We start from the raw sequence: 26,192 nt of genomic DNA, 5'->3' as shown, positions 1-26,192 counted from the left end.
TTCAGGCGACCGCCCTGCCGGGAAGCGCGGTCAGCGCCAGGTCAATGTCCGCGGAGGTCATCTCCCACTCGTTGCCGAAATTGGCAACCACGGCCTGCATGAACGGCTCGAGCGCCGCCCTGGCGGCGTCGTTGTCGCCGAGATGGTCGACCAGCAGCGCCAGCGCGAGCTGGCGCGGTTCCGGCCCCTCGTAGCTCCACTCGAAACCGTTCCTGCTGTATTCCGCCACGCTGGTGGCGGGATCGAGCGGCACGCCGTCAACGGTCACCTTGACGCCGTCGATGGTGCGGTCTCCGACATAGTGCTTCATGCTGCTCTCCTGTCTTCCGGCATTCGCAACCCGAATCACGAGGCGGCCTCGATCTGGCCCGCGATCACCCGCATCACGTCGCGATCCCGATGGGCCTGCGCCAGGGTGCCCGAAAACATCACCTCGCCGCGCTCCAGTACATAGATGCGGTCGGCATAGTCGGGAATATGGTGGACGTTGGATTCCGCAATCAGCACGCCCTTGCCCATGGCGCGGATGGAGGCGACGCCCTCGGCGATCAGCGGGATGATCGCCGGCGACAGACCCTCGAACGGCTCGTCGAGCAGCAGGAGATTCGGATCAAGCGTCAGCGCACGGGCGATCGAAACCATCTTGCGCTCGCCGCCCGACAGTTGCGCGCCGCCGCGCGCCAGATACTGCCGCAGCTTTGGAAACACCGTGTAGGCCTCTTCAAGGCGCACGGCGGCCGGGCGACCTGATGGCCGCGTCCAGGTCGAGAGCTCGATATTCTCCTTCACCGTCAGGTCGGCATAGACTTCCGATTCCTCGGGCGAGAAGCCGATACCGCGCTGGGCGATCTGCCAGGTCGGAAGCCGGGTCAGGTCGACGCCATCGAAGGTGATCCCGCCTGACAGCGCACGGCGATAGCCCATGATGCTGCGAAACGTCGTTGTCTTGCCGGCGCCGTTTCGCCCCACCAGGCACACCAGTTCGCCCGCCCCGACCGTCAAGCTGACGCCGTTCAGGATACGGCTGCCCTCGATATTGACCTTCAGATTCGACAGGTTCAGCATCACGGCGCCTTTTTCGGCGTTTGCGGGCGGGTTCCAACCACGGCGGCGATCATCGCCGGGTCGGCAAAGAACGCGTCCGGCGGCATGTCGCCGAGCACGGCGCCCTCCTGCAGCGCGACGATACGGTGCGAGTAGCGTTCGACCAGATCCATGTCATGCTCGACCTGGACGATGGCGCGAACCCCGGCCGCCTTGGCGGCGGTGACGAGCACCTGCATGATGGCATGCTTGTCTCCGGTCGAGACGCCGCTGGTCGGCTCGTCCAGCAGGATCACAGTCGGATTGAGCGCAAAGGCGCTGGCGATGTCGAGCAGCTTCTTTTCACCCTGCGACAGGGTCGAGGCGATGGTGTCGAGCTTGCCGCGCAGGCCCAGCACGTCGGCGACGCGCTCGTTGTCGGCCTGCAGGACGTGATCCCGCTGCAGCGAGCGAAACGGATTGCCGATACGGCGCAGCCGTGACGCCACCGCGACCGCAAGCGTTTCACGCACCGTCAGCGCCGGAAAGATATTGACCAATTGAAACGTACGCGCCATGCCGCGCCGCGCCAGTTCCACCGGGCCGACGCCGGCGATGTCGCGGCCGAGAAAGCGAACCTCGCCGACCGTCGGCCGCAACAACCCGGTCACGACATTGACCAGCGTGGTCTTGCCGGCACCGTTCGGCCCGACGATCGAGACGAACTCGCCGTCGCCGAGCCGGAACGAAACGTCGCGCAGCGCCGTGAACGGTCCATACTTCTTGGTGACGTTGATGGTCTCGAACAAAGGTTCAGGGTTGGCGGCGACGCGCTCGGGCTGCATCTCATCGCCCTCCCTTGCGCCTGTTGGCAAAGAACCCGACGGCGCCGGACAGGCCTTGTGGCATGAACACGACCAGCAGCACGAGCACACCGCCCATCACGAAGCGCCAGTATTGCGTGACCGACATCACGAAATCCTGCAACAGCACGAACACCAGCGCGCCGATTGCGGGCCCTGCGAAAGTGCCGCTGCCGCCGAGCACCGCCATGAACACCAGATTGCCGGAGTGGGTCCAGTACGCCAGTTCGGGATCGGCCAGCCCTGTGGTGACCGCCAGGATGGTGCCGCCGACACCGCCATAGACCGCCGAGATCACGAAGGCGGCAAGCCGCATGCGAAAGATCTGAACTCCGACATAGGCACCCTTGCCGGCGTTCTCGCGGATCGCCTTCAGATGCAGTCCGAATGGCGATTGGGTGATGCGCCACATCGCAAGGCCGAGGACGCCGAACAGCACCAGCGCGTAATAGTAGAATGGCCCGGTCAGGAACGCGGTCTTGCCGCCGCGCCACTCCATGCCGAGCAGCAGCGGGCGCAGCACGCGCATGCCTTGATCTCCGCCGGTGATGGCGTAAAACTTGAACAGGAAGGAGTGAAACAGCATGCCGAACGCCAGCGTCAGCATGCCGAAGAATATCCGGGTGTAACGGACACACAACATGCCGATGATGAGCGAGATCAGGCCGGAAAACACCGCGGCGGCCAGCAGCAGGATTTCAAAGCTCCTCACCCCGAACTTCGACGTCAGCGCGGCGGCCGTATAGGCGCCGACGGCCAGAAACAGCGCATGCCCGAATGAGAGCAGTCCCGTGGTGCCGAACAGGAGATTGAACCCCAATAGCGCGATGCCGTAGCCCATGAACGGCAGCATCAGCATCAGTGCATAGGGCGATGCGACCGCCGGCAACACCGCCATCGCCGCGAGCAGGCCGAGCAGGGCCCACAGCCCGCTGACGCGCGGCATCGCCTGCAACATGGAAGGCGGTGCGACATCGGCCGAGGGGATGCTCATGCGGTCGCCTTTCCGAACAAACCGGCAGGCCGGACAATCAGCACGAGGACGACCACCAGATAGACCGACAGCATCTCCAGTTCCGGCACCAGCGATATCGATGCCGCGCGCATCAGGCCGACGATCAGGGCCCCGACGATCGCGCCGCGCATGCTGCCGAGCCCGCCGATCACCACCACCGCGAAGGATTCCACGACCAGTTCGACCGCCATGTCGAGCGACGCGGCGCCGGACGGCACCACCAGCGCGCCTCCGACCGTGCCCAGCATGCAGCCGACCGTGAAGACCAGCGCAAAGATCCTGGAGGCGTTGACACCAAGTCCCTCGGCCATATCGCGGTTCTCGGCGGTGGCCCGCACGATGCGCCCGGTCCTGGTCCTCTCCAGGAAGAAACCGAGCCCGACCGCGATGGCGATGCTGGCGGCGATCACCAGGAGGTTGTAGGTCGGCACCCGGACGCCCAGCACATTCGCCGTGCCGTAGACAAGATAGACGCTGTCCATGGTGCGCGGCGTCGCGCCCCAGATATAGCGGAACACATCCTGGAACATCAGGAGGAAGCCGAAGGTGATGAGCAGCTGATAGCTCTCATCCCGCCGGTAGATGGTGCGCAGCACGCGCTCGATCGGCAGCCCGACGAGACCGATCGCCAGTCCGGCCACGATCAGAACCGGAAAGAACAGCAGCGGCGGCATCCCCAACTTGATGGCGAGGCCGACCGCCGTGATCCCGAAATAGGCGCCCAACGCGTAGAACGAGCCGCAGGCCAGATTGACGAGCTTCTGCACGCCGAACACGAGCTGCAGCCCGGCGGCGACCAGGAACAGCACCGCCGCATGGAACGTCCCGCCGAGAATGACGTCCACAAGCTCGGTCATGCCTCAGACCGGCATTTTCGCGGTCTTGATCCAGTCCCAGAAATCCGCGCCGGGCGGCTTCTGCAACTGCGCGGCCTGAAAGGTGTCGACCGAGGCCAGGGTCGGGAAATCGTACTTGTTGGTGTTGGTGGATGGCCCCTGGTAAAATACCTGTTCGGCGATCTTGTCCTTGCGGAAGCGACCCTTGCCGCCGAGGCTTTCCACCTCAAGCCCGGGCATCGCTTCGGCCACCTGTTCGGCGCTCGGCCATTTGCTCGCCGCCTTTTGCGCGGCTTCGACGCCGGCCTTGTAGGCGGCCAGCGCGAAATAGGCGCGATCCGCTTCCCAGTGCGGCGCTTCCTTGTATCGCTCCATGTAGTCATGGACGAAAGCCTTCTGCAGCGCCGACGCCTGCGGGTGATCGAAGTACAGGGTGTTGTGCCCGAAGATGATGCCTTCCGGCATGAACTCCTTCTTGAGCTGGTTGAGCTGCCAACCGGCCGCCGGCAGCACCATCTTGACGCCGTCGAACAGGCCGGCAGCGTGTCCCTGCTTCATGAACACCGGCAGGTCGGCAAACAGCATGGAGGAGAAGATCAGGTCCGGCTTGGCCGCCTTGAGCGCGGCGATATGCGAGGTCAGGTCCATGGTGCCGACCTTCGGCCATTGTTCGGCGACGAATTCGGCCTCGATGCCATAGCGTACCAATATCTGCCGGAACGCCTCCCAATTGTTGCGGCCGTAGGAATAGTCCGGATTGATGCCGGCCACGCGCTTGAACTTGCCCTTGAAGTGCTTGACCGCCAGCAGCGATCCCATCACCGCTTCGCATTCATTGTCGGTGGAGCGGAACACGTAGCGCGGGTTGGGCATCGTCTCCTTGACGCCGTCCTGCGTGGTGCCGTCCCACATCACCAGCAACGCCTGCTCCTCCTCGGCGACCGGCGCGGCCCCGAGGCTGACGCCGGTGGAGATCAAGCCGTGGATCGCCTCGACCTTTTCCTGCAGCACCAGGCGCCGGAAGCGCTCGATCGTATCCTTCGGGTTGGTTTCCTCCTCGAACACCAGCTCGATCTTGCGGCCGGCAATGCCGCCGTCCCTATTCATCCGCTCCGACGCCCACTGGACCGCGCGGATGCCGCACTCGCCGGCGGTACCGGCAACGCCCGATCGCGGCGCGATGATGCCGATCCGCAGCGGCTTGTTTTGCGCCAGCGCCGGCGCGAACAGCCCCGGCGCGGCGGCGGCCAGGATGCCTGATGTTGCGAGCTTGGAGAATTCGCGGCGCGTCAGCTTCATGGAAATCCCTCCCCTGTCGGGCGCGTCTGCCGCGCGTCTATTGCCATACCATAAATATATCAGCGACATTGCATCAAGCGGTTTCTTGGGGAAATCCACCAGAACCCGCTGTTGCCGCCCTAATAGACTAATGATATATCAAGACCGCCCGGCAGGTATCGGGCGGTGGCCACGGAGACGAGCGATGGAACTAGCATCAAGCCCGATGACGGAACGGCAGCGCAACTACCGGGCAAACTACCGTTATCGCATCGCCGGCTGGTACAATGGCTGGCTGCATGTCGTCGTCATCTATGTGATCGGGTTGACCGCATTGTCGGTCTATTTCGCCAACATCAGCAATCTGCGCTGGTGGGAGCTGGCGATCGTGCCGGTGACGTTCCTGTTCGCCAATTTCTTCGAATGGTGGATCCACCGCTTCGTCATGCACCGGCCGTCGCAGGTCAAGGCTTTCCGGGCGATCTACAACCGCCACACGCTGATGCATCACCAGTTCTTCACCGACCAGGAGATGCGCTTCGCGGATCACCACGACTGGCGCGTGACGTTCTTTCCGCCCTACGCGCTGGTGACGTTCACGATGATGTCGATCCTGCCGGCGCTGGCGCTCGGCTGGCTCATCTCACCCAATGTCGGCTGGCTGCTGATCTCGACGACGACGTCGATGTACCTGATCTACGAGTTCATGCATTTCTGCTGCCATGTCGACGAAAACTGGTTCGTCCGCAACGTCCCCTTCGTCAACACGATCCGCCGCCATCACGCCGCCCATCACAACCAGTCGATCATGATGGAGCGCAACATGAACCTGACCTTCCCGGTCATGGACTGGCTGTTCGGCACCTCCGACCTCAATCGCGGGCTGCTCGGCCATTTGTTCAACGGCTATGACACTCGCTTCGTCAAGACCGACATGCGCAAGACCTCGCGCACGCCGAAGCCGCAGATGGCGGCGCCGTCGAGCGGATACGCCACGCCGGCCGAATAGGACGTTCCGAGGTCACCCCATGCAATCGATCGAGCCGCACTGGGTCGCCTCGCTGTATTTCGCAGCGTTCGCGACCGGTTGTGCGGTGGCCTTCCTGATCCTTGCCGGCATGTTTCCGCTGCGCGCGCGCCCCGATGCGGCACGATCAAGCCTGGCCATGCTGCTGGTGGCCGGCAACGCCGTGCTCCTGATCGTGCTGCTGGCCGCTACCTGCCTCTATGGCTACAGCGAACTCAGATGGAGCACGCTGATCGTGGTCGCGGGCCTGGTGGTGCTGTTCGCGCCCGGCCTGTTCGAAGCCCTGCCCGCACCATTGCGTGACGGCCGCGCCGGGCTCATCGTGCTGGCCGGCGCCCAGGCGCTCGCCCTGGCCGCACTGGCGAAGGTCGGCGGGCTGCCGTGGACCAACATGTCGTAATGGAGATCGAGCCATGCCCGTGAAGATCAAGCTCGCGCTGTCGATGCTCGTGGTCCTGGTGACGGCGATCGCCGTCTACCATCAACACGCGCTCGGCCACGACCGCATCCAGTATGTCGTCGCGTTTCTGGGCGCCTTCATGATCTTCGCGATGTGGCTGTTCCCCGAGGTCAAGCGCGAGGAAACCGCCGGCGGCGTTCGCCGCAACGGTACGACGCAGTAGCGCCGGCCCGCCGCATCGGACGGATCAACCGGTCTAGACCAGACGCGTCAGCCAACTTTCAGATAAGCAAAGCCCTTGCTTTGCAGCGCGGCGACGGTGGCAACGCCGGACGGCACCAGCTTGATGTAGGGCGCGTCCTTTGTCAGCGCGATATCGAGCTTCAGGTTGGTGAACGTGATCTTGCACAGATAGACCTCGACGCCATACTTGGCGAGCGCTTCCATCCGGCTGTCGAGTTCCGGATCGAGCGCAGGCTGCTTCTCCCACGGCGTTCCGGTGAGCGTCTTCAGATGGTACTTGATGCCGACCGAATGCGCGACGATGACGATCTTGGTGTTGAGCGGATCGAAATTATACACTGACAGATGGTTGTTGACGTTTCGCAGCAGGGCGCTGTAGCGGCTGTCGTCACCGAAATCACAGTGGTAGACGCAGGAGACATCGGCCTCTTTTTTCATGTCCGCCAGGTTGAGGTCCTTCGGCGCGGCCTGCGCCGACACCGCTCCCATGGCGGCGGCGCCACCGGCGGCGAGTGCAGTCAGAAGGTCTCTTCGGCCGATCTCGGTCATTCGTCGTCTCCCTTGTTGCCGTGATTAATCTTGCTAGTCCGAAGTGGCGATGAACGATTGAAGCAGCGCCTCCCAAGCTATCCGAAGATCCCAAGCTATCCGAAGATATCGGCGGTGATCCCCGCATACCAGTCCATGTTCTCGGCCTGGGTCTGCTTTCGCAGATCCGCCGGCTCTCCGGGTTTGGAGACGAAGGTGGAGGAAGCGGTGATCTTGCCGTCCTTGGCCTCATAGGCGCCGCCGATCTTGACGCAATCATCGGCCGCGATCAGGCTCCAGCAGGTGTTGCTGTAACGGGCCTCGAACATCCGCGACGACAACAATTCGCCGCGGATCGTCATCGCCGCGACTTTCGCCTGGCTGTTGGCGGAGAAGGCGGATTTGGGCATGTCGCCGGCAATGCTGGCGTCGCCGAGAACATGGATGCTGGCGTCCATGGCCGACTTCATGTTGGCGGGGTCGATCGGGCAGAAACCGCTGGCGTTGGCGAGCATGGCGTCGCGCGCGATCGCGCCCGCCATCTGCGCCGGGATGACGTTGACCAGCGCGGCGTTCTTGTAGGTCTCGAAGCCAGTGACGACCGTTCCGGTCTTCGGATCCACCGACTTGACGCCGTCATGGACCTTGGGGCCGAGCCACTCGACCATGCCCTTGTAGTGCTTCTCCCACCCCTCCATGAACAGCGCCTGCTTGGAGAACGTCTCCTTGGGATCGATGACGAATATCTTGCAGCGATCCTTGCCGGCGGCCTTGAGCGCATACGCCATCATCGAGACGCGCTCATAGGGGCCGGGCGGGCAACGGTACGGGTTCGGCGGCGCGATCATGACGACGACCCCGCCGTTCGGCACCGCGTCGAGCCGCTTGCGCAACAGCAGCGTCTGGGCGCCGGGCTTCCAGGCGTGCGGCATCGCCTCTTCGGCGGCCTCCGACCATCCCGGAACCGAATCGTATTTGAGATCGATGCCGGGAGCGACCACCAGACGGTCGTAGCCAAGCCTGCGGCCGCCGGCGACGACGACTTCCTTCTTGTCGCGATCGATCGAAGTGGCCCGCGCGTTGACCAGATCGATGCCGTAGGCGCTCATCAGCTTGCCGTAGTCGTGCGTGATTGAGGGATAATCCCTGAAGCCGCCGAGATAGAGGTTGCTGTGGAAACAGGTCTGGTACTTGGCAACGGGCTCAATGAGCGTCACGGCAATCGCGCCGTTGCTGTCCCTGGCGACGTACTTCGCCGCGGTCGCACCTCCCGCGCCGCCGCCGATCACCACGACACGCGGCTTGGTCTGCCCGAGCAGCGCCGGCGCCCCGAACATGGTTGCGCCGATCACGGCAGTTGACCCGCCGAGAAACCGTCTTCGGTTGAGTGTCATGGTCACCTCCCAATATTGTCTTATCGAACTATTGCTTGGTGCCTGACGACGCCGGAAGCCCGCCAAAATAGGCAGCCAGCGCCGCGATCTCCTCCTCGTTCAGTCGCCCCGCAATCGTCCGCATCACGGGATTGTCGCGCTCCGCGCGCCTGTAGGCAAGCATGACGGCCACGAATTGGTCTTCCGGCCAGCCGAATATCCGCGGAACGCCGCCCGCGGACGGGCCGGAGGACCGATGGCAGGTCACGCATTCCGACGACAGATGCTGGCCAAGCTCGCGGTCACCGCCGAAAACAGGCTCCGCGCAGACCATCGGCAAGACCGCGGCGGCATATGACCATGCACGCCATTTCGACATCAATCGACCTTGGGCCCGCTCTTGCTGTCCGGCGTAACATCGACCGTGATGGCCCTGCCGACCACCTTGGGTGCGCCACGGCAATTCTTCATGCACGGCTCCTTCTCCCAGAACCGCCGCTCCGACGTCTCGCGGTCATCCCCGAAAAACGCGGACGCGTTCGGCATCCTGATGGACCTGAAGTTCTTCTCGTTCAGTTCGAAGTTCTCGTCCTTTACGATATCATTCATGCTGAGCAAATAGGCCGTGAGCGCATAAACGTCGTCATTGGAAAGCGACTGTGCGTTGCCATACGGCATGGCGCGCTTGATGTAATCGAAAACCGTCGACAATTCCGGCCAGAACGACCCGATGGTCTTGTCGGGCCGGTCGGCCTTGAGCGTGCCCAGGCCGCCCGCCAGCACCGGCCAGCGACCGACGCCTTGCCCGAACTCGCCATGGCAGACGGCGCACTGCGCCTGAAACAGTTCGTCGCCCTGCTTCACCGTGCCCTTGCCGGGGGGAAGGCCGTGCCCGTCGGGCCGAACGTCGGTGTCCCAGGCCTTGATCTCCTCCGGCAATGCGGGACGCCCCAGGCCGAGCTTGGCCGAAGCGGAAGATGCTGCGTGCCGCGCCGCCACCTGTTGCGCCGGAGACGGGACAACCGACGACAGCACCAGCGCGCCGACCAGCGCGAGAAGCGCGAAGCGTTCAACCAATTTCGACATTCTCGATCTCTCCGCCGGAACGCACCAGCCAGGTCTGGATGCCGTTGTTGTGGTAGATTGAGTTGACGCCCCTCACCTTGCGCAGTTCGTCCTTTGAAGGCTGCACGTAGCCGGTTGAATCGATCGCCCGCGACTGGATCATCAGTTCCTCGCCGTTCCAGTCGAAATCGACGTAAAATCGAGCCAGCGACTTGTCGAGCACCGGCCCGTCGAGGCGGGCGGTCTGCCAGTTGCGGCCGCCGTCCAGCGACACGTCGACCCGCCTGATCGAGCCGCGCCCGGACCAGGCAAGGCCGCTCAGCACATTTCTGCCCTTGTGCTTGAGGGGGGCCTGCGGCGACGGATTGGTCACCACCGATTTCGCGTCCATGATGAAGGTGTATTTTCGCGACCGGCCGTCGGCCAGCAGGTCGGTGTATTTCGAGGTCTCCTCTCGGGTCTGCCAGGGTTGATCGCCCGCCTCGATGCGGCGCAGCCATTTCACCCACAGATTGCCTTCCCAGCCCGGAATCACCGCGCGAAGCGGATAGCCCTGCTCCGGCCGCAGCGCTTCGCCGTTCATGGCAAACGCGATCAGGACGTCGTTCAAGGCCTTCTCGATCGGCAGCGAGCGGTTCATGCCGGCCGAATCCGCCCCTTCGAGCATCAGCCATTTGACGTTGGGCTTCAGGCCCGCTTCGTCCAGCAGCACTTTCAACGGCACGCCGGTGTACATGACGTTGTGGATCATGCCGTGGGTGAACTGACAGCCATTGAGCTGGGCGCCACGCCACTCCATGCCGGAGTTCGCCGCACATTCGAGAAAGTAGAGCTTGTTCACCCGCGGCATTCGCTTGATGTCGTCCATCGTGAATACCAGCGGCCGGTCAACGAGGCCGTTGATCATCAGGCGATGATTGGCGGGGTCTATCTCGGCGATGCCGCCGTGATGGCGCTCAAAGCACAGCCCCGACGGGGTGATGATGCCATCAAGCTCGTGCAGCGGCGTAAAATTGACCGAGGATTCCGGAGACGCCGTCAACCAGGCGACGTCGCGGCGAACGATATGCTTCTCGAACTTCGAGGGCGTTCCGTAAGGCCGCTTGTCGACGCCTTCGCCGAGATAACGCTGCCAGTCCTGGACCTCGGTGATCAGCGGATCGGGTTTTTCCGACCCGGCCACGGCCGGCATTGCCGCAAGCGCCGTGCCGGCGCCGACCACACCCGCCGCGCCGAGGAATTTGCGCCGGCTGAGAAATTCCACAGACGATCTGCCGCTCATGCAGGACTGCCTTCTTGTTTATCCGGATATGTGAATATGTTGAACGCGCCATTGCGGGATAAAAGCATCGGCGTCAGGCCCCCGTCACCTTGACCGAATTGTTCGGCTCGATCCTGATGGCGCCAGCCTTGGCGAGATGGGCCGCCAGAACATCCCATATCGGCGGGCCCTGCGTGTTTTCGTTGACGCTGGCCCAGCCCGCCACGGTGTAGCTCTTCGCCGCCTCGATCGGTTTGCCCGACTTCAGATGGACCATGCCGGACACGCGCGATCCCACGGATTTCGAAATGTCGAGCGCGTAGCCCATGCCCCCGACGCGGACCATGTCGCCGCCGCCCTGAAAATACGGATCGGGATGGAAAATATTGTCGGCGACGTCTTCCAGAATTTCCTTGAGCTGGGCGCCGGTCATCTGGCTGCGGTAGCAATTGGGATAGGTGATGGCGGTGGCGTTGGTGACGTCTTCCCAGGTGATGGCATCGCCGGGCAACAGGGTGGCGCCCCAGCGGAAACCGGGCGACAGCGAAATCTCGGCGTCCCGTTCCGCGAGCATGGCGTGGCAGATCACGTCGTCAAAGGTTCCGTTGAAATTGCCGCGGCGATAGAGCAGCGAGTCGGTCTTGCCGATGGGGCGCGCCAGGTCCTTGGCGAAGGGCGCCCTCACCCTCTCCACCAGCGCCTTCATCGCCGGATCGGGCGCGATCGCGTCGGAAAACACCGGCATCAGCTTGAAGCGCACGCCGGCGACTTTCTTGTCCTTGACCTCGATATCGAGGCGCGAGACGAACTTGCCGTGCGAACCGGAAGCGACGAGGACCGTATCCCCGACGCGGATCAGCCCCGGCATGGCGTCATGGGTGTGTGCGGTCAGAATGACGTCGAGACCCTTGACCCGGCGCGCGAGCTTGCGATCGACGTCGAAGCCGTTATGCGAAAGCAACACGACGACTGCGGCGCCCGCGGCGCGGGATTCATCGACCTGCTTCTGGAGATCCTCCTCGCGGATGCCGAATTCCCATTTCGGAAACATCCAGCGCGGATTGGCGATCGCGGTGCGCGGCAGCGCCTGGCCGATGACGGCAATCTTCGCCCCGCCGCGCTCGAACATCTTTCGCGCCTCGAACACCGGCTCCTGCCATTCATTGTCGCGGACGTTCTGCGCCAGGAAGGCAAACGGCGCCTTGTCCGCGATCTCCTTGACGCGCTCGGCGCCATAGGTGAACTCCCAATGGCCGACCATCGCGTCGAGCCTCAACGCCGACATGACCTCGACCATGTCCTGGGCCCTGGTCTGCAACGAGGTCCAGCTGCCCTGCCAGTTGTCGCCGCCATCGAGCAGCAACACCTTGTCGTCGCCGCGTTCGGCGCGCACGGCGCCGATCAGCGTGGCGACGCGATCCATGCCGCCCATGCGCCCGTAGTTGCGGGCGAGCGCGACAAAATCGTCCGAGGTCAGCGCGAACGCCTCAGCCGAACCGGTAGCCAGCTTGAAATACTTCCGGAACTCGGCGTCCGAGATGTGCGGTGGAACTCCCCGGGCTTCGCCGACGCCGAGATTGATCGACGGCTCGCGAAAGTGCAGCGGCATCAATTGCGCGTGGATGTCGGTCACATACAAAAGGGTAACGGTGCCAAGCGGATCGAAGCGGGTGATGTCGGCTTGCGTCAGACGCTGCTGCGCCGCGACGCGGCCCAATTGCCCGACGCCGCCGCCGACCGTGAGCGCCGACGCAGCCGCCGTCGCCTGCAGGAACTCCCGCCGTGAAATCATGATGCGCCTCATGCCCCTTCATTTGGAGGAAGGGTACTCTTGCAACTCGGAAAGAGATCAGCCGACGGTCAGCTTGTTCTTCGCCACATATTCCGACCCGTCATCGTCCTTCCAGGTGAAGGTGAACTCGCCGCTTTCGGCAGCCTTGTAGAAAAACGACTGATAGGGATTGGCCGAGATCGCAGGATGCCAGTCGGCCTCGAACACCGTCTTGCCGTTGAAGGCCGCCACGAATTGCTTGATGATCTTGCGCGGAATGACCTTGCCGGCGCTATCCCTGCGCTGGCCTGATTCCATCTCGTGCGAGATGAGCGTCTTGATCTCGATCAGCTCGCCCGGCTTCGCCTGGGCCGGCAGACGAACGCGCGGTATCGATGCGGTGGCCATCTGGATGTCCTCCTGTGATTTTTTTGACGTTGGGGCAGCAGGGCTTGATCAGCCGCCGCAGCCGCCGATGGTAACCTTCACATTCGCTTTCACCGAGTGGAGCGCACCATTCGACATTTCGGCGATGCAGACGATGTTCTGGGTTTGCGCCAGGCGCATCCGTATCGAGGCCGCGGCCTTGCCGCAGGCCGGCGTGAAGCGGTAGCTCACCACGCCCGGAAGCGGGTTGCCGTCGGCGAACACATGGACTGTCTTGACGTAATTGCTGTCGGTCATCGGGCTTTCGACCTCGACATTGATCGGCACCACCAGACCGTTCTCGGCGATTTCAGGCACGTCGAGCTTGATCTTGCCACTCTCGAGTTTCTTGTCGCCGTAGAGCTTTTTGATTTCCGCTGCGACGGCCGCCTCATCCGCCAGCGACATTCGGGGGGCGATCAACAAGGCGAGGCCGGCCATAGCCGCCAGGGTCAGCGTTTCGCGGCGGGTTTTTTCAACCGATTTCAAAACCATTCTGCCTCCTCCCGCGGGACGTCTTGTGCGTCCCCGCCGATAGTTTCTCTTGACGATTCCAAGATTATTCTATCATCATCTTCAAACATCATTATATTGTTTTTCTTGAATGTAAAGATGCTTACGTGCCTCATGACCGCAAAAGACGGTCTTGACGGAGGGAGGGGACCAGATGAAGCGCGCTTCGATAGGGGCCATCACCGTCGCTATCCTTTTATGTTCGTTGGCCTTTCCGGTCAACGCGCAGGACGCAAGCGAAAAGGAGATCGAACGCTACCGCGCGATGATCTCCGATCCCTTTTCCAACCCCGGATTTCTCGCGGTCGATCGCGGCGAGGCGCTGTGGAAACTGAAGCGCGGCGCCAAGAACGTCTCCCTCGAAGGGTGCGACCTCGGGCTCGGTGTCGGCAAGCTCGACGGCGCCTTCGCGAAGATGCCGCGCTTCTTCGCCGATGCGAACCGGGTCATGGATCTCGAGCAGCGCCTGCTGTGGTGCATGCAGAACATCCAGGACCTGGATACCAAGGATGTGGTTGCCCGTCGTTTCTCGGGTCCAGGCCGGCTCTCCGACATGGAGGATCTCGTCGCCTACATCGCCAACAAGTCGAGCGGCATGAAGATCGACGTGCCGCTTGCGCACCCCAAGGAGCAGGAAATGGCCGCGGTCGGCGAGGCGCTGTTCTACCGGCGCGGCGGCGTGATGGATTTCTCGTGCGCGACCTGCCATGCCGACGAGGGCAAACGTATCCGGTTGCAGGGACTGCCGGACTTATCGAAACCCGGCAAGCAACCACAGGAAACCATGGCCACCTGGCCGACCTATCGGGTATCGCAGGGCGCGCTGCGCACCATGCAGCACCGGCTCTGGGACTGCTTTCGCCAGCAGCGCTGGCCGGTTCCGGAATATGGCTCCGACAGCATCACGGCCCTCACCGTCTTCCTGCAGAAGCAGGCGATGGGTGGAACGATCGCCGTCCCGTCGATCAAGCGCTGAGGGAGTTTCCCATGACGACAATGTCGAAACTTGTTGCACTGGCGATTGCCGCAGGCGTCATCACGACTCTCCCGTTCGCGGCGTCCGCGCAGACCGCCGCAGCCGCGAAGCGCGCCGACCCGGCGCTGGTTGAAACATACCTGAAGGCGACGTTCGGAAAGGCCCCGCCGGAATGGCAGGCGCGCATCGAGCCCGATGAGACGCTGCGGGCCTGCAACCTCCATCGCAACGACGTGCCATCAGCCGAAGCCGACAAGATCATCAAGCGCGAACTGGCGAAGGTGGTGTTCCCGGCCGACGGCAAGCTGATCGGCGACTGGAAGGAAGGCAAGAAGATCGCCAACAACGGTCGCGGCGGACAGTTCTCCGACGACGAGAAAACCGTCAGTGGCGGCAATTGCTACGCCTGCCACCAGATGGAAAAAGCCGAACTCAGCTATGGCACGCTGGGTCCGAGCCTGACGGCCTACGGCAAGGAACGCAAATTCGATCCCGCGGAGGTCAGGAACGCCTTCACCAAGATCTACAATTCGCAGGCGGTGCTGGCATGTTCCAACATGCCGCGGTTCGGCGCCAACAAGTTCTTGAGCGAACAGCAGATCATGGACCTGGTCGCATTCCTGTTCGATCCAGAATCGCCGGTGAATAAATAGCCTGGACCTTGAGTACTGGCATGCGAGTTCGTTTATATGTCTGATATGTTGCACCGAACGACCGGGAAAGTCCTGTTGGGCGCCGCGTTGATGGTGGCTGTCAGTCTGTCGGCGGCCGCGTCGGGGGCGGCCGAACTGCTGATGTTCTCGCAAGGCGGCTGTCCCTCCTGCCTGCGGTGGGACCGCGAGGTCGGGTCGGTCTATCACAAGACGGCGGAGGCAAAGGTGCTTCCGCTACGCCGCCTCGACATTGCCGAGCAGACCGCTGTTAACGTGACGCTCGCTTCGCGGGTGATCTACACCCCGACTTTCGTGGTGGTGGATGGCGGCCGCGAGATCGGACGTATCACCGGCTACATCAATGATGAGGCCTTCTGGGGATTGCTCGGTCCCCTCGCCGCCGGGTTGACGCGTTCCCAAACCCGGACTGACCGCCTCTGAGGTCCCTACTCACAAGTTGAACGAACAGCTGGCAAGCATGGCATCAATCCTTTCAACCGAACTGGAGACCGAACTTCGCGACGGCGCGGAATACTCGCCGGAGCTCGACCAGTTGATGCGCAAGGCCCGCAAGGCCAGCAACTTCCTGAAAGCCCTGTCGCACGAAAACCGGCTGCTGCTGCTCTGCCTGCTGGCGGAGCGCGAGCGATCGGTCACGGAGCTCGAGAACATTCTGTCGTTGCGGCAATCGGCGGTTTCGCAGCAATTGGCGCGCCTGCGCTATGATGGAATGGTCGATACGCGCCGCGACGGCAAGACGATCTATTACAGCCTCGCCAACGAGGACGTGCGCCGCGTCATCTCGGTCGTGTACGATATTTTCTGCAAGCCGACGGTGCCGGTCGAGAAAGCATGACGTTGCGGCGCGGCGGCCACGCGACGCCGCTGTCATCGTCGACAAGCCATTGCGGCTTCCGGAGATAGAGCCGTGCAGAATTTAGCTGCCTGGATTCCCGCCTTGCTCGGCTTCGCGATCGGCGCCGTGGCGGGATTCGCGGTGCGCCATGCCAGGCTCTGCTCGTTCGGCGCCATCGAGGACGCGCTGATGGGAGACGACGGGCGCAGGTTGCGCGTGTTCGGACTTGCGCTGGGAATCGCTGTTCTCGGCACCCAGGCGCTGATCGTCGGCGGCGTGCTCAATCCGGAAACCACCAGCTATGTACCCCCCGCCCTGCCGGTCATCGCGATCCTGATCGGCAGCATCATGTTCGGGATCGGCATGGCGATGGTCGGCACCTGCGGGTTTGGATCGCTGGTGCGGCTGGGCGGCGGCGATCTGCGCAGCCTCGTCGTCGTGATCATTCTCGGGGCGACTGCCTATGCAACGCTTCGCGGCGTTCTCGCCGGGTTTCGGATCGAGGTTCTCGAAGCGCTGACGGTGAGCATGCCCGAAGGCGCCCGCTCCGACATCGCCTCGCTGGTCGCGCGCGGATTCGGAATCGACATGCGCGCCATCGTCGCTGCCGCGATCGGGACCGGCCTCGTTCTGCTCGCATTCGGCGATCGCAGGCTGTGGCGCGCGCCGCGGCTGCTGTCGGCCGGCGTCGTGCTCGGCATCGCCACCACCGCCGGTTGGATCGTCACGACAACGCTCGGCGACGCGTTCAGCGCGCCGCTGCAGCCGCAAAGCCTGACCTTCGTCTCGACGATCGGAAAGACCCTGTTTGCGGGCTTGCTCAACGTCGCCAACTTCAGGGACTTCGGCGTCGCCAGCGTCCTTGGCGTCATTGCGGGATCATGCCTTGCGGCCTGGCGCGCGGCGGAGTTGCGCTGGGAAGCGTTCGACGACGACCACGAAATGCGGCGTCATTTGCTCGGCGCTGCCTTGATGGGAATGGGCGGCATCCTGGCTGGCGGCTGCACCATCGGCCAGGGCATTACCGCAGGATCAATGCTGGCGCTGTCCTGGCCGCTCGCCGTTGCCGGAATGATGCTGGGCGCGCGCATCGGTATTGCCATGCTGGTCGACGGTTCGCTGCGCGACGTGTTCGGGCGCAGCTGGGCGGGACTGCTTCGCGGCCGGGGGCCGCTGCGTTGAGAGCCGGCGTCCCCCGCGACTGGTTCGCGTATCGGCCGAGCTGCTAGTTTCCCGCAAAAACATTGCCGGTGCGGACCGAGCAGGTCGGCGAGCCGGTGCTGACGGAATCGATCACGGTCATCACTCCGTCCGGACCGCGGCGCCGGATCTTCGCGCCGCCCGCCTTGGCGTCGATAATGGATAACGTGCAGCTTGAGAAGCTGGAATCGAAGGTTGCGACGTATTGCCGGGCGCCGCTGGCAGAGCCTTCGGTGCCGACCAGCCGATTGCCCTCCAGCCGCACCGAACCCTTTGAGCCGCCCTCGCCGGGACCGGTCTCGGCCTGACGCGCGCCGCCCTTGCCGGAGGACCTGACCTGCATACGCAGAAAGGTGCGGCCGGCGGAGCTGACATAGACCACCCGCGTATTGATGTTGGAGAAGCTCACCGGGCTGCCGTCGGCCTTGGTCCCGGTGCCCGAGGTGCTCCACGACATCGTAACCGTCTTGTCCGAAAGGCCTGGTGGCGCGGACAGTGCCGGACTGACGCCGAACGCGGTGAGCAGGAAAAGCACGCAGACGGGAAATCGGGCCATGGCCTGCTCCAATCAAAAAGCAAAGCTACAGGCCAGACGCGGCGCTCGCAACCGTCGCAGCTTTGCGGAGCGCTGTCTGCGCCGCTATTCGCAGTAGGTCCGGCCGTTGAACTGGAAGCATTTCGCCACAGCGGCCGCCGGTTGGGCGAGCGGCAACGTCGCCCTCGATATCGCCCGAACAGGCTTCCGGTGAAACCTGGCAACGGCCGGCGACGAACACAGACGATTGACGTCCTGCTCCGCCACGATCGTCCAAACCATCCGTCCACCCTCCAGGCGGCAACGCTGCATCAGCGATCGGCGCAGGCAGATCGAAGCCCCTTCGGAATAGCTCTTGCTCCCGTAAACGCAGACGCCGGTCGTCTCGGCATGCAGGAGTTTGGATGGGCCCACGCACAGGGCCGCCGCAATCAAACCGGCACAGACTTTCAGGCCAGATTTCATAACAATATCCTCTGATCGTCGAAATGAAATGGTCGCAATGATCTATCCTGTGGTTACGGGACGGTTTGGCAATGCGTGCAATCCTGTCGGCGTCGAATGCTTGGCGATCCCGGCGCCTGAAGTCTCCCGAGAAGCCGGGTAGATCCGTTCGCCGCGATACCGACCCGGTCAGGCCTTCATTCGCAGTAGGTCTTTCCGCCGAAGCTGAAGCACTTGCCGCCGCCTGCTGCCGATCCGGCCCGTCGCGGCGCAGGGTCGGGCGCGGCCGGTTCGCGGCGGGTCGCCGTCTGCGGCTTGGCGGCCGGCTCCGGCTTTTTCTCGCAGGCGCCACTGGAATTCAGGACATAACCGCTCTCGCAGCCGATCTGGACGCAGCGTTCGCCGTCGGCGCGCTGGCCCTTCTTGCATACCAGCGGACATACGCGGTCGGTCCTGCCGCGCACGGAATCGAGCGCGTCCAGGCTTGCCACCTGGACGTTCAACCTGGTTTGCGCATTCTTGTTGAACTGTTCGAGGGCGGCTTTCGAGGCATTGTCCCAGCTGCCATCGACATTGCCGGGATTGCATCCGACGCGCTTGAGATGAGCCTGCAGAAGCCGCGCGATATCGGCCGCATCCATCTGCGGCGCAGCCGGCGCCGCGGCATTTCCGGTGGCGTTCTGAGACGGTGACAGCGCGGCGAGCTTTTCGCGCTCCGTGACCGCTTCACGCTTGGCCTGCTCCACCTGTTTCTGGGCATCGGCAACGGCCTGACGCTTGGCTTCCTCGACCTGACGCCGCGCCGCTTCTGCCTCCAGCCGCGCCGTCTCCAACTGGCGCTTGGCGCCCTCCAGCTGCTTCTTGGCCTGTTCGGCAACCTGGACGCGGGCCTCTTCCAGCTCTTTCTTGGCCTGCTCCGAAATCTTCTGCTTCGCCTCGGAGGTTTGCTGGGCGGTCTGTTCCTCCAGCTGGCGGCGGAATTCGTCCGTCTTGCGGGCGGCCTGTGCTTCGGCTTCGCGCCTGGCCTCATCGGCCTTGGTGCGCGTCTGTTCCGCCGCCGTCAGTTTGGCGGTCTGGGCACGAGCCAGTTCGGCATAGAGTCCGCTGCGATGGACGGCCAGAAACGAATCCCAGGCCTCGCGGGTGCCGATCTGGGCTGCCAGTTCGTAATCAGTCCGGGCGACGGCGTCGGGGTCCGCGGGTTTCGAAACCTGCGGGACCAGCGCGACCGTCTCGCCGCCCAACGAGCCGTAAACGAACGGCTCCTGCTTGTAGCCTGTACTCTTGAGGACGTCGTCACGAACCCGCCCAAAGGCCAGCCGGAGGTCGAGGCCAGGTTCGGCGATATACTTGACGAGCGCGGCGGCGAACGGGCTGTTCTTGCCGTCACCGTCGCTGGCCACCGCGCCAGCCTTGGCGGCGTAGGCAACCAGCGTGTCGGACATCGCCGGCTCGATCTTGGCAAGGCCGCGTCCGATGGAGCGGGTGCTCACGGACCGTTTCATGGTCTTGCTGAAAGGATTATCCCGACAGGCATCAAGAATGACGAGCTTCAGGCGCTTGGCGCCATCGAGCGCCTTCAAGACCCGGTCGAGCGATATGGTTTCGTCCTCGACGTCGAAATCGCTCTCCAGCCTGGCGTCCGCCGGCACCAGATAATTGGTGCCGTCAACCTCGATGCCGTGGCCGGCGTAATAGACCACCGAGATATCGGCATCGCGGGAGGTTTCTGAGAACAGCCGAATGGATTTGCGCAGGTCGGAAATCCCGTAATCGCGGCCGCTCTCGACGACCTCGAAACCCGCCTTCTTGAACAGCGCCGACATCGCCTCGGCGTCGCGCGCCGGATTGATCAGCCGCGGCACCGACTGATATTTCGAGATACCGATCACGAGGGCGACGCGCTTCTCCGCCCATGCCGGCTCGCTCAGCAGCGAGGTCAGGCAAAGCAGCGAAAACAGGGCTCCCAGCACGCGCATGACGGCGTCCCAAATCGGCTATCGAGCCGAACCTATCATTCGGCCCAATGTCTGCAATATCCACGCGCATGTTTGTGACTTAGATCACATGGGCACATTTTGTCGTTGCTGGACATCCGCATCGACGCGTCGGCTGTTGCGCGTCGCGGGATCGGGCGGTTGCAACCGCTCACTCAACCTGAATGCCGAGGAGCAGCTGTTTCTCACCCATCTCATCATGCGACCGAGCACGATCGAGGAGCTGGCGGCGGAAGCCACCACGCCCGAGCTCGGCGCCGAGGTGTATGCCGCAGCCCGGCTTGCGATCGACCCGGACGCCGCGGCGGAGCGCGACTTCCTGGATCGGCTTGCGGCCGCGCTGAAACTGGATTCAGGATTGCGGGCTCACCTGGATGCCATCGGCGGCTCAACGCAATCGCACGCAGCCTGACCTCGCCCGAAGCGGACGCGACAACATCTCCCGGCAGACCCGGGGGATGTGGCATGATGCCGTGGTGTTATTTGCCGCGGCTTGTGCGCTTGCGGAGCCGGGATGCCTGGATGATATGATGCCCCGGTCCGAAAAGAACCACCACGATCGGTACCGGCATTAACGACTCCCCTGCCTCCATTCGACTTCGACCTGCTGCGAACATACGTTGCGGTCGTTTCACGCGGGCCGCGGAACGCGTCGGCCGAACCCAATCCACGGTCAGCCTGCAGATCAGAAAGCTCGAACAGAACCTTGGACGGAGTGTATTCGAGCGCAACGGCCGCGACTTCCTGCTGACAGCCGACGGCGAGGTCCTGCTCAATTATGCACGGCAGCTGCTGCATCTGGCCGACGAAGCCCGCTCGCGCATTCTGGAACCTGAAGTCGAAGGCAACGTCCGGCTGGGAACCCCCGAAGACTTCGCCACCGTCTACCTTCCGGATATTCTGGCGCGGTTTGCACGAACGCATCCGCGGGTCGCCCTCGAGGTCAATTGCAATTTCAGCTTCAATCTGCTCGAGGGTTTCTCCAGGGATGAATACGATCTCGTGCTGGTCAAGCGCGAGCCGCAAGGGCCGGCGGGCGGCATCGCGGTCTGGCGCGACACGCTGGTATGGGTCAGCGGGCCGAAGCTGGTGCCGGATCCCGCCCAACCGCTTCCGCTGGTGCTGGCACCTGCTCCCGACGTCTATCGCAAGCGGGCGCTTGCCGCCCTTCAGGCCGCCAAGCGCGAGTGGCGGATCGTCTATACCAGCCCGAGCAGCGAGGGCCTGCAGGCGGCTGTGCGCGCGGGCCTCGGGGTGACGGTGCTGTCCAAGGATATGGCGCCGGAAGGCCTGATGATGCTTGGCGCAGAACACAACCTCCCCACCATGCCCGACGCCGAGATCGCATTGTATCGCGCACCAGGAACGATTTCGCGCGCCGCCCAGCTGCTGGCGCAGCATGTCACGCATTCGCTGGAGATTGCCGCCGGGCGCGGCCACCCGGCAAGCTAAGCGGCGGCTGGTCTATTCCGCAGCGGTCGCCGCCCTTGCCTCGGCCCGCGCCCTGGCGCCAAACACGATTCCCTCGTAGCCCTTGGCGGCGACCTCGTTGACGGCGGCGACGTATTTCGGCGTGCCGCCATTATAGACGAGGTAGCGCGTCTTGCCGTGCTCGTGGCCGGGGACGTTGGAATTGTAACCGGTGAACCACGACTTGGCTTTGCGCATCAGCATGATGGCGTACATCTTGGTGACGTGCGCGGTCCAGCGCGCCTGCGCCTCGGCGGTGGCTTCGGCCCGGGTGTGGCCGCGCGCCCACATGTACTCCAGCAGATCCATGCACCAATTGACGCCGTTCTCGATGCCGCGCGGGAAATTGGTCGAGGCCGAGCCGCTCTGGGGACCCGTCGGCATCAACAGATTCGGAAATCCGTGGGCCATCATGCCGAGGAAGGTCGAGGGGCCGTCGCGCCATTGCTCGAACAGCTTCGCACCATCTGCACCTGTTATGTCGATGGCGTCGAAGGCGCCGGTGATGGCGTCGAAGCCGGTCGAATAGACGATGATGTCGAAATCGTAATCGCGCGCGCTGGTCCGCAAGCCGGTCGCCGTCACCCGCTCGATCGGCGTCTCGCTGATGTCAACGAGATGGACGTTGTCGCGGTTATAGGCCTCGAAATAGTTGGTCTCCAGCGGCACCCGCTGCACGCCGAAGCCGTGGTCCTTCGGGATCAGCTTCTCGGCGGTGACGGGATCGCGGACGCGCCGGCGAATGCGCTCGGCGATATAGGCGGAAAACTCGGCGTTGGCCGCCTCGTCCATGAAAATCTCGCGGAAGTTGCTGAGCCAAATCCCGAAACCCGGCTCGTCGTACAGCTTGTCCCAGAGCGCGCGCCGCTCCTCGGGGCTGACCTCGTAAAAGCCGCGACGGTCGGGCTCATGCTCGAAGCCGCCGGGCGTGCGGGCGCAGGTCGCGAAGATCTCCTCGTAGCGGGCGCGGATATCCGCCATCTCCTGGACCGAGATCGGGCTGTTGTTGAGCGGGGCGCTCCAGTTCGGACGCCGCTGGAACACGGTGAGCTCTCCGACCTTGTCGGCGATCTCGCCGATCACCTGGATGGCGGTGGCGCCGGTGCCGATGATGGCGACCTTCTTGCCCGCCAGTTCGACCGGCTCGTGCGGCCAGTAGAAGGTGTGGAACGATCGCCCCTTGAAACTATCCATGCCTTCGAACCGCGGCAGCGTCGGCACCGAGAGCAGGCCGACGGCAAGCACCACGAACCGGCTGGTCAGCTCGCGGCCGTCGCCGAGCCGCAACCGCCACACATGGTCCGCCTCGTCGAAGCTGGCCGCCTCGACCTTGCAGTTGAACCGCATGTATTTCCGCAGGTCGAACTTGTCGGCGACGTAGTTGAGGTAGCGCAGGTTCTCCGGCTGGGGCGAGAAGCGCTCTTTCCAGTGCCACTCATCGAGCAGTTCCCTGGAGAACGAGTAGCCGTAGGTATAGCTCTCGGAATCGAAGCGCGCGCCGGGATAGCGATTCCAGTACCACGTTCCGCCGAGGTCGGGGGCGGCGTCCAGCACCAGCGCATCGACCCCGCGGTCGGCCAGGCGCTTGATCTGGTAGATCCCGGCGACGCCGGCGCCGATCACGATGACTTCGTAGTGCGACCTGGTTTCCTCGGTCATGCGCGGCTCCCGTTTCTTTTTCTGGCGTCGATCCCGGCGCCGTCGGATTGACCATACCATTTATTCGCGCGCGGCACTTGCGTCAGGATGCCGGCCCTTGCGGATGTGGCGATCCGCCGTAATGTGCCCTGGCCGGTGGCCCGGCGACCATCTGCGATCTACCGGCGGGCTGCAAGAAGAACAAGAACGGGAGGCGACGCTTGAACTACGAACACATCACCTGCGAAATCGACGGCCGGCTCATGATCGTCACGCTCAACCGGCCGGACAGGCTGAACGCTTATACCGGCCAGATGGGCGCGGAGATCGCAGACGCCTTCGAGCGCGCCGACGGCGACGACAATGTCCGCGCCATCATCGTCACCGGCGCGGGCCGCGCGTTCTGCGCCGGGGCCGATGTGTCCGGCGGCGCGGCAAGCTTCGACACCTCGGGCCAGCACGGCGCCGGAGTGTTTGCCAGCCCGAAGCCCGGCGGCGGCCGCTTTGTCGAGGCGATCTTCAACTGCCGCAAGCCCTCGATCGCGGCGATCAACGGCGGCGCGGTCGGCGTCGGCATCACCATGACGCTGCCGATGGATATCAGGATCGCGACCAAAGGCGCCAAGATCGGCTTCATCTTTGCCCGCCGCGGCCTGGTCCCAGAAGCCGGCAGCGCCTGGTTCCTGCCAAAACTGGTCGGGTTGCCGCAGGCGTTGCGCTGGTGCCTCTCCGGCCGCACCTTCGATGCGGACGAAGCGCGCCAGGGCGGGCTGGTCAGCGAGGTGGTGGAGCCCGCTGAACTGCTCGGGCGCGCCAAGGAGATCGCACGCGAGATGACGGAGGCGACCTCCGCCGTCGCGGTCGCGTTGACGCGCCAGATGCTGTGGCGGTTTTCCGGCGCGCCGGCCCCGTTCGAACTGCTTGAAATCGACAAGCCGATGTCGATCGAGCGCGGCGGCCACGCCGACGTGCGCGAAGGCGTCCAGGCCTTTCTGGAGAAGCGCGCGCCGTCGTTTCCGGGAAAGGTGTCGCAGGACATGCCGAGCCAGTATCCGTGGTGGCACGGCGAGAAAAATGTAGCCGAGTAAACCGCCGGACCGCCGGCAGCGCCAACATCACAAAGACGAAGGCCATCCCATGCGCGACCAGTTCTCCAATATCCAGACCATGCGCAAGTCCGCGGTCGTTTCCAAAGGCGGCATCGTCGCCGCGCAATCGCGCAAGGCCGCCGAAGTCGGCGCGGAAGTGCTGGCCGCGGGCGGCGACTGCGTCGACGCCGTGATCGCGACGAGCTTTGCGCTTGGCGTGCTGGAACCGTGGATGAGCGGGCTCGGCGGCGGCGGCGCGATGGTGCTCTACCGCGCGGGCGAGAACCGCTACGAGGTCATCGACTACGGCATGCGGGCGCCGGCGAGCTTGCGGCCCGAGGATTATCCTTTGACCGGCGACGGCGCGGCTTCCGACATCTTCCCCTGGCCGCGCGTGAAAGACGACCGCAACCTGCACGGCCCCGGCTCGATCGCGGTGCCCGGTGTGGTGGCCGGCATGGAGGAAGCCCATCGCCGCCACGCCAGGCTGCCGTGGAAGGAACTGCTGGCGCCGAGTGTCGCGCTCGCCGGTGAAGGCCTTGCGGTCGACTGGTGGACCACGCTGATGATTTCGAGTTCGGCCGCCGATCTGCGCCGGTACCCGGCTAGCGCGGCGGCCTATCTGCAGGACGGCCTGCCGCCGAACGCACCCTGGGGCATCAAGTCCGATGTCCGCCTGCCGCAGCACCGCCTCAAGGCGACGATGGCGCATCTGGCCAGCCAGGGCGCGCGCGATTTCTACCAGGGCGATCTGGCAAAGAGTCTTGCCGCCGACATCCAGGCGGCCGGCGGCGCGCTTTCGGTCGACGACCTCGCGCCGTTCCGCGCGCATCTGCGCGAACCGCTCGCGATCCCCTATCGCGGCGGCAAGGTGTTGGCGACGCCGGAACTGACGGCAGGGCCGACGCTGGCGCGAACGCTCGGCCTGCTGCAGGAAAGTCTGAAGCCTTCGCGTGGCACGCCCGATGCGGCCGCCTACATCGCCTATGCCTCGGCGCTGCAGACGGCCTACCGCGAACGCCTCAAAGACATGGGCGATGAAGACGGCCGGCGCGCGCTCGGCGCAGAAGCGCTGGCGCCGGCCTGCACCACGCACTTCTCGGCGGTCGACCGCGACGGCAACATGGCGGCGGTGACCCAGACGCTGCTGTCGACGTTCGGCTCCAAATTCGTCTCAGGCCAGACCGGCATCACCATGAACAACGGCATCATGTGGTTCGATCCGACCCCGGGCACGCCGAATTCGCTGGCGCCGGGCAAGCGCTGCCTCACCAATTACACGCCGGTGCTGGCCGAGGCCGCGGACGGCCGGCGGTTCGCCGTCGGCGCCTCCGGCGGCCGGCGCATCCTGCCGGCGGTGACGCAGCTGCTGTCCTTCGTGATGGATTACGGCATGGACCTCGATGCGGCGATCCACCAGCCGCGCATCGACGCCAGCGAAGGCGCGGTGGTGATCGGCGACGTCCGCCTGCCGCAGGCCGCGCGCGATACGCTCGGCGCCCGTTTCGACTACGAGGAAGCGCGGATCCAGACGCTGCCGATGAAGTTCGCCTGCCCCAGCGTGGTGCTGCGCGACGGCGCTACCAACAGCGGCGCGACCGAGCCGTTCCAGCCCTGGAGCGAGGCGGTGGCGGAGGGGTAAAAGCCACAGCACATCGTATCAGCGCAAGGAAAGTGCGGCAGTGGTGCCGCACTTTCTCTTACTCCAGCGCG

30 protein-coding genes are annotated in these 26,192 nt (G+C 64.1%); 12 read left to right on the top strand and 18 right to left on the bottom strand.

Features of this window, described 5'->3' with window-relative positions; genetic code table 11:
- Nucleotide 1 precedes the first annotated feature (1 nt).
- Genes Q0D31_RS16825 through Q0D31_RS16800 form a run of 6 tightly spaced genes read right to left on the bottom strand, consistent with a single transcriptional unit; the run spans nt 2 to nt 5,036 of the window.
- Nucleotides 2-310, bottom strand: coding sequence for a DUF6166 domain-containing protein (locus tag Q0D31_RS16825; RefSeq protein ID WP_291853379.1), 309 nt, complete (start codon nt 308-310; stop codon nt 2-4).
- Nucleotides 311-345: 35 nt separating this feature from the next.
- Nucleotides 346-1,065 (bottom strand): ATP-binding cassette domain-containing protein, encoded by a 720-nt coding sequence (locus Q0D31_RS16820; RefSeq protein ID WP_291853375.1) that lies wholly within the window; start codon nt 1,063-1,065, stop codon nt 346-348.
- A complete protein-coding gene (locus Q0D31_RS16815) occupies nt 1,065-1,868 on the bottom strand; it encodes an ABC transporter ATP-binding protein (protein WP_291853373.1) in 804 nt (267 codons plus the stop codon). Before Q0D31_RS16815 ends, Q0D31_RS16820 begins: the two co-directional genes overlap by 1 nt.
- A gap of 1 nt (nt 1,869) precedes the next feature.
- Nucleotides 1,870-2,880, bottom strand: coding sequence for a branched-chain amino acid ABC transporter permease (locus Q0D31_RS16810; protein ID WP_291853370.1), 1,011 nt, complete (start codon nt 2,878-2,880; stop codon nt 1,870-1,872).
- Nucleotides 2,877-3,758 (bottom strand): branched-chain amino acid ABC transporter permease, encoded by an 882-nt coding sequence (locus Q0D31_RS16805; RefSeq protein WP_291853367.1) that lies wholly within the window; start codon nt 3,756-3,758, stop codon nt 2,877-2,879. The genes Q0D31_RS16810 and Q0D31_RS16805 overlap by 4 nt, the downstream gene beginning before the upstream one ends.
- A gap of 3 nt (nt 3,759-3,761) precedes the next feature.
- On the bottom strand, nt 3,762-5,036 hold the full coding sequence (locus Q0D31_RS16800) for an ABC transporter substrate-binding protein (protein WP_291853364.1): 1,275 nt from the start codon (nt 5,034-5,036) through the stop codon (nt 3,762-3,764).
- A 184-nt stretch (nt 5,037-5,220) separates the two neighbouring features.
- Between Q0D31_RS16800 and Q0D31_RS16795 the strand changes: the two genes are divergently transcribed.
- Genes Q0D31_RS16795 through Q0D31_RS16785 form a run of 3 tightly spaced genes read left to right on the top strand, consistent with a single transcriptional unit; the run spans nt 5,221 to nt 6,665 of the window.
- Nucleotides 5,221-6,024, top strand: a complete 804-nt coding sequence (locus tag Q0D31_RS16795; protein WP_291853361.1) for a sterol desaturase family protein — start codon at nt 5,221-5,223, stop codon at nt 6,022-6,024.
- A 19-nt stretch (nt 6,025-6,043) separates the two neighbouring features.
- Nucleotides 6,044-6,442, top strand: coding sequence for a hypothetical protein (locus tag Q0D31_RS16790; protein WP_291853359.1), 399 nt, complete (start codon nt 6,044-6,046; stop codon nt 6,440-6,442).
- 13 nt (nt 6,443-6,455) lie between these two features.
- A complete protein-coding gene (locus tag Q0D31_RS16785; RefSeq protein ID WP_291853356.1) occupies nt 6,456-6,665 on the top strand; it encodes a hypothetical protein in 210 nt (69 codons plus the stop codon).
- A gap of 47 nt (nt 6,666-6,712) precedes the next feature.
- Here the strand turns inward: Q0D31_RS16785 and Q0D31_RS16780 are convergent, their stop codons facing one another.
- The 8 genes from Q0D31_RS16780 to soxY all read right to left on the bottom strand — a co-directional run bounded on the left by Q0D31_RS16780 (nt 6,713) and on the right by soxY (nt 13,604).
- Nucleotides 6,713-7,234 carry a DsrE family protein gene (locus Q0D31_RS16780; RefSeq protein WP_291853353.1) on the bottom strand — a complete coding sequence of 174 codons (522 nt, stop codon included), beginning with the start codon at nt 7,232-7,234 and terminating at the stop codon, nt 6,713-6,715.
- Between the two features lie 95 nt (nt 7,235-7,329).
- Complete coding sequence (locus tag Q0D31_RS16775; protein WP_291853350.1) at nt 7,330-8,607, bottom strand: NAD(P)/FAD-dependent oxidoreductase; 1,278 nt, start codon at nt 8,605-8,607, stop codon at nt 7,330-7,332.
- Between the two features lie 28 nt (nt 8,608-8,635).
- Nucleotides 8,636-8,965, bottom strand: coding sequence for a hypothetical protein (locus Q0D31_RS16770; protein ID WP_291853347.1), 330 nt, complete (start codon nt 8,963-8,965; stop codon nt 8,636-8,638).
- Nucleotides 8,965-9,672, bottom strand: coding sequence for a cytochrome c (locus tag Q0D31_RS16765; RefSeq protein ID WP_291853344.1), 708 nt, complete (start codon nt 9,670-9,672; stop codon nt 8,965-8,967). The genes Q0D31_RS16770 and Q0D31_RS16765 overlap by 1 nt, the downstream gene beginning before the upstream one ends.
- Nucleotides 9,656-10,933: a sulfite dehydrogenase gene (gene soxC / locus Q0D31_RS16760; RefSeq protein ID WP_291853341.1), complete on the bottom strand. Its 1,278-nt coding sequence runs from the start codon at nt 10,931-10,933 to the stop codon at nt 9,656-9,658. Before soxC ends, Q0D31_RS16765 begins: the two co-directional genes overlap by 17 nt.
- A 73-nt stretch (nt 10,934-11,006) precedes the next feature.
- The gene (gene soxB, locus Q0D31_RS16755; protein ID WP_291853338.1) at nt 11,007-12,704 is read right to left on the bottom strand and encodes a thiosulfohydrolase SoxB; all 1,698 of its coding nucleotides are present in this window, start codon (nt 12,702-12,704) and stop codon (nt 11,007-11,009) included.
- A gap of 57 nt (nt 12,705-12,761) precedes the next feature.
- Nucleotides 12,762-13,091 carry a thiosulfate oxidation carrier complex protein SoxZ gene (gene soxZ / locus Q0D31_RS16750; protein ID WP_291853336.1) on the bottom strand — a complete coding sequence of 110 codons (330 nt, stop codon included), beginning with the start codon at nt 13,089-13,091 and terminating at the stop codon, nt 12,762-12,764.
- Nucleotides 13,092-13,139: 48 nt separating this feature from the next.
- Nucleotides 13,140-13,604, bottom strand: a complete 465-nt coding sequence (gene soxY / locus Q0D31_RS16745) for a thiosulfate oxidation carrier protein SoxY (RefSeq protein WP_291853333.1) — start codon at nt 13,602-13,604, stop codon at nt 13,140-13,142.
- Nucleotides 13,605-13,776: 172 nt separating this feature from the next.
- Here soxY and soxA point away from each other — a divergent pair, with 172 nt between their 5' ends.
- The 5 genes from soxA to Q0D31_RS16720 all read left to right on the top strand — a co-directional run bounded on the left by soxA (nt 13,777) and on the right by Q0D31_RS16720 (nt 17,289).
- Complete coding sequence (soxA, locus tag Q0D31_RS16740; RefSeq protein ID WP_291853330.1) at nt 13,777-14,598, top strand: sulfur oxidation c-type cytochrome SoxA; 822 nt, start codon at nt 13,777-13,779, stop codon at nt 14,596-14,598.
- Between the two features lie 11 nt (nt 14,599-14,609).
- Entirely contained in the window at nt 14,610-15,251 is a 642-nt protein-coding gene (gene soxX, locus Q0D31_RS16735) for a sulfur oxidation c-type cytochrome SoxX (RefSeq protein WP_291853327.1), read from the top strand.
- Between the two features lie 36 nt (nt 15,252-15,287).
- Nucleotides 15,288-15,692, top strand: coding sequence for a thioredoxin family protein (locus Q0D31_RS16730; protein WP_291853324.1), 405 nt, complete (start codon nt 15,288-15,290; stop codon nt 15,690-15,692).
- Between the two features lie 37 nt (nt 15,693-15,729).
- Nucleotides 15,730-16,107, top strand: coding sequence for a metalloregulator ArsR/SmtB family transcription factor (locus tag Q0D31_RS16725; RefSeq protein WP_291853320.1), 378 nt, complete (start codon nt 15,730-15,732; stop codon nt 16,105-16,107).
- 72 nt (nt 16,108-16,179) lie between these two features.
- The gene (locus Q0D31_RS16720; RefSeq protein WP_291853317.1) at nt 16,180-17,289 is read left to right on the top strand and encodes a YeeE/YedE family protein; all 1,110 of its coding nucleotides are present in this window, start codon (nt 16,180-16,182) and stop codon (nt 17,287-17,289) included.
- A 43-nt stretch (nt 17,290-17,332) separates the two neighbouring features.
- Here Q0D31_RS16720 and Q0D31_RS16715 read toward each other — a convergent pair whose 3' ends face one another.
- The 3 genes from Q0D31_RS16715 to Q0D31_RS16705 all read right to left on the bottom strand — a co-directional run bounded on the left by Q0D31_RS16715 (nt 17,333) and on the right by Q0D31_RS16705 (nt 20,265).
- Nucleotides 17,333-17,863 (bottom strand): hypothetical protein, encoded by a 531-nt coding sequence (locus tag Q0D31_RS16715; RefSeq protein ID WP_291853314.1) that lies wholly within the window; start codon nt 17,861-17,863, stop codon nt 17,333-17,335.
- 84 nt (nt 17,864-17,947) lie between these two features.
- On the bottom strand, nt 17,948-18,307 hold the full coding sequence (locus Q0D31_RS16710) for a hypothetical protein (protein ID WP_291853311.1): 360 nt from the start codon (nt 18,305-18,307) through the stop codon (nt 17,948-17,950).
- Between the two features lie 176 nt (nt 18,308-18,483).
- The gene (locus tag Q0D31_RS16705) at nt 18,484-20,265 is read right to left on the bottom strand and encodes a caspase family protein (protein ID WP_291853308.1); all 1,782 of its coding nucleotides are present in this window, start codon (nt 20,263-20,265) and stop codon (nt 18,484-18,486) included.
- Nucleotides 20,266-20,401: 136 nt separating this feature from the next.
- Here Q0D31_RS16705 and Q0D31_RS16700 point away from each other — a divergent pair, with 136 nt between their 5' ends.
- Together Q0D31_RS16700 and Q0D31_RS16695 are read left to right on the top strand one after the other, a co-directional pair.
- Nucleotides 20,402-20,695 carry a DUF533 domain-containing protein gene (locus Q0D31_RS16700; RefSeq protein ID WP_291853305.1) on the top strand — a complete coding sequence of 98 codons (294 nt, stop codon included), beginning with the start codon at nt 20,402-20,404 and terminating at the stop codon, nt 20,693-20,695.
- A 146-nt stretch (nt 20,696-20,841) separates the two neighbouring features.
- Entirely contained in the window at nt 20,842-21,735 is an 894-nt protein-coding gene (locus Q0D31_RS16695) for a LysR substrate-binding domain-containing protein (RefSeq protein WP_366518527.1), read from the top strand.
- A gap of 12 nt (nt 21,736-21,747) precedes the next feature.
- On the opposite strand, the gene Q0D31_RS16690 is transcribed toward Q0D31_RS16695, so the two are convergent.
- Nucleotides 21,748-23,412, bottom strand: a complete 1,665-nt coding sequence (locus Q0D31_RS16690) for an NAD(P)/FAD-dependent oxidoreductase (protein WP_291853301.1) — start codon at nt 23,410-23,412, stop codon at nt 21,748-21,750.
- 200 nt (nt 23,413-23,612) lie between these two features.
- Here Q0D31_RS16690 and Q0D31_RS16685 point away from each other — a divergent pair, with 200 nt between their 5' ends.
- The gene (locus Q0D31_RS16685; RefSeq protein WP_291853298.1) at nt 23,613-24,479 is read left to right on the top strand and encodes an enoyl-CoA hydratase-related protein; all 867 of its coding nucleotides are present in this window, start codon (nt 23,613-23,615) and stop codon (nt 24,477-24,479) included.
- Nucleotides 24,480-24,528: 49 nt separating this feature from the next.
- The gene (locus tag Q0D31_RS16680; RefSeq protein ID WP_291853295.1) at nt 24,529-26,121 is read left to right on the top strand and encodes a gamma-glutamyltransferase; all 1,593 of its coding nucleotides are present in this window, start codon (nt 24,529-24,531) and stop codon (nt 26,119-26,121) included.
- The last annotated feature ends 71 nt before the right edge of the window (nt 26,122-26,192 follow it).

Source organism: Bradyrhizobium sp., from assembly GCF_022844465.1.
GTDB lineage: Bacteria > Pseudomonadota > Alphaproteobacteria > Rhizobiales > Xanthobacteraceae > Bradyrhizobium.
Note: the sequence above shows the minus strand (reverse complement) of the source record. Positions and strands in the feature narration are given on the sequence as shown.

What these genes read in the sequence shown, in the direction of transcription:
- Q0D31_RS16825 (WP_291853379.1), bottom strand. Translation starts at nt 310, where the DNA reads ATGAAGCACTATGTCGGAGACCGCACCATCGACGGCGTCAAGGTGACC.
- Q0D31_RS16820 (WP_291853375.1), bottom strand. Translation starts at nt 1,065, where the DNA reads ATGCTGAACCTGTCGAATCTGAAGGTCAATATCGAGGGCAGCCGTATC.
- Q0D31_RS16815 (WP_291853373.1), bottom strand. Translation starts at nt 1,868, where the DNA reads ATGCAGCCCGAGCGCGTCGCCGCCAACCCTGAACCTTTGTTCGAGACC.
- Q0D31_RS16810 (WP_291853370.1), bottom strand. Translation starts at nt 2,880, where the DNA reads ATGAGCATCCCCTCGGCCGATGTCGCACCGCCTTCCATGTTGCAGGCG.
- Q0D31_RS16805 (WP_291853367.1), bottom strand. Translation starts at nt 3,758, where the DNA reads ATGACCGAGCTTGTGGACGTCATTCTCGGCGGGACGTTCCATGCGGCG.
- Q0D31_RS16800 (WP_291853364.1), bottom strand. Translation starts at nt 5,036, where the DNA reads ATGAAGCTGACGCGCCGCGAATTCTCCAAGCTCGCAACATCAGGCATC.
- Q0D31_RS16795 (WP_291853361.1), top strand. Translation starts at nt 5,221, where the DNA reads ATGGAACTAGCATCAAGCCCGATGACGGAACGGCAGCGCAACTACCGG.
- Q0D31_RS16790 (WP_291853359.1), top strand. Translation starts at nt 6,044, where the DNA reads ATGCAATCGATCGAGCCGCACTGGGTCGCCTCGCTGTATTTCGCAGCG.
- Q0D31_RS16785 (WP_291853356.1), top strand. Translation starts at nt 6,456, where the DNA reads ATGCCCGTGAAGATCAAGCTCGCGCTGTCGATGCTCGTGGTCCTGGTG.
- Q0D31_RS16780 (WP_291853353.1), bottom strand. Translation starts at nt 7,234, where the DNA reads ATGACCGAGATCGGCCGAAGAGACCTTCTGACTGCACTCGCCGCCGGT.
- Q0D31_RS16775 (WP_291853350.1), bottom strand. Translation starts at nt 8,607, where the DNA reads ATGACACTCAACCGAAGACGGTTTCTCGGCGGGTCAACTGCCGTGATC.
- Q0D31_RS16770 (WP_291853347.1), bottom strand. Translation starts at nt 8,965, where the DNA reads ATGTCGAAATGGCGTGCATGGTCATATGCCGCCGCGGTCTTGCCGATG.
- Q0D31_RS16765 (WP_291853344.1), bottom strand. Translation starts at nt 9,672, where the DNA reads ATGTCGAAATTGGTTGAACGCTTCGCGCTTCTCGCGCTGGTCGGCGCG.
- soxC (WP_291853341.1), bottom strand. Translation starts at nt 10,933, where the DNA reads ATGAGCGGCAGATCGTCTGTGGAATTTCTCAGCCGGCGCAAATTCCTC.
- soxB (WP_291853338.1), bottom strand. Translation starts at nt 12,704, where the DNA reads ATGATTTCACGGCGGGAGTTCCTGCAGGCGACGGCGGCTGCGTCGGCG.
- soxZ (WP_291853336.1), bottom strand. Translation starts at nt 13,091, where the DNA reads ATGGCCACCGCATCGATACCGCGCGTTCGTCTGCCGGCCCAGGCGAAG.
- soxY (WP_291853333.1), bottom strand. Translation starts at nt 13,604, where the DNA reads ATGGTTTTGAAATCGGTTGAAAAAACCCGCCGCGAAACGCTGACCCTG.
- soxA (WP_291853330.1), top strand. Translation starts at nt 13,777, where the DNA reads ATGAAGCGCGCTTCGATAGGGGCCATCACCGTCGCTATCCTTTTATGT.
- soxX (WP_291853327.1), top strand. Translation starts at nt 14,610, where the DNA reads ATGACGACAATGTCGAAACTTGTTGCACTGGCGATTGCCGCAGGCGTC.
- Q0D31_RS16730 (WP_291853324.1), top strand. Translation starts at nt 15,288, where the DNA reads ATGTCTGATATGTTGCACCGAACGACCGGGAAAGTCCTGTTGGGCGCC.
- Q0D31_RS16725 (WP_291853320.1), top strand. Translation starts at nt 15,730, where the DNA reads ATGGCATCAATCCTTTCAACCGAACTGGAGACCGAACTTCGCGACGGC.
- Q0D31_RS16715 (WP_291853314.1), bottom strand. Translation starts at nt 17,863, where the DNA reads ATGGCCCGATTTCCCGTCTGCGTGCTTTTCCTGCTCACCGCGTTCGGC.
- Q0D31_RS16710 (WP_291853311.1), bottom strand. Translation starts at nt 18,307, where the DNA reads ATGAAATCTGGCCTGAAAGTCTGTGCCGGTTTGATTGCGGCGGCCCTG.
- Q0D31_RS16705 (WP_291853308.1), bottom strand. Translation starts at nt 20,265, where the DNA reads ATGCGCGTGCTGGGAGCCCTGTTTTCGCTGCTTTGCCTGACCTCGCTG.
- Q0D31_RS16690 (WP_291853301.1), bottom strand. Translation starts at nt 23,412, where the DNA reads ATGACCGAGGAAACCAGGTCGCACTACGAAGTCATCGTGATCGGCGCC.
- Q0D31_RS16680 (WP_291853295.1), top strand. Translation starts at nt 24,529, where the DNA reads ATGCGCGACCAGTTCTCCAATATCCAGACCATGCGCAAGTCCGCGGTC.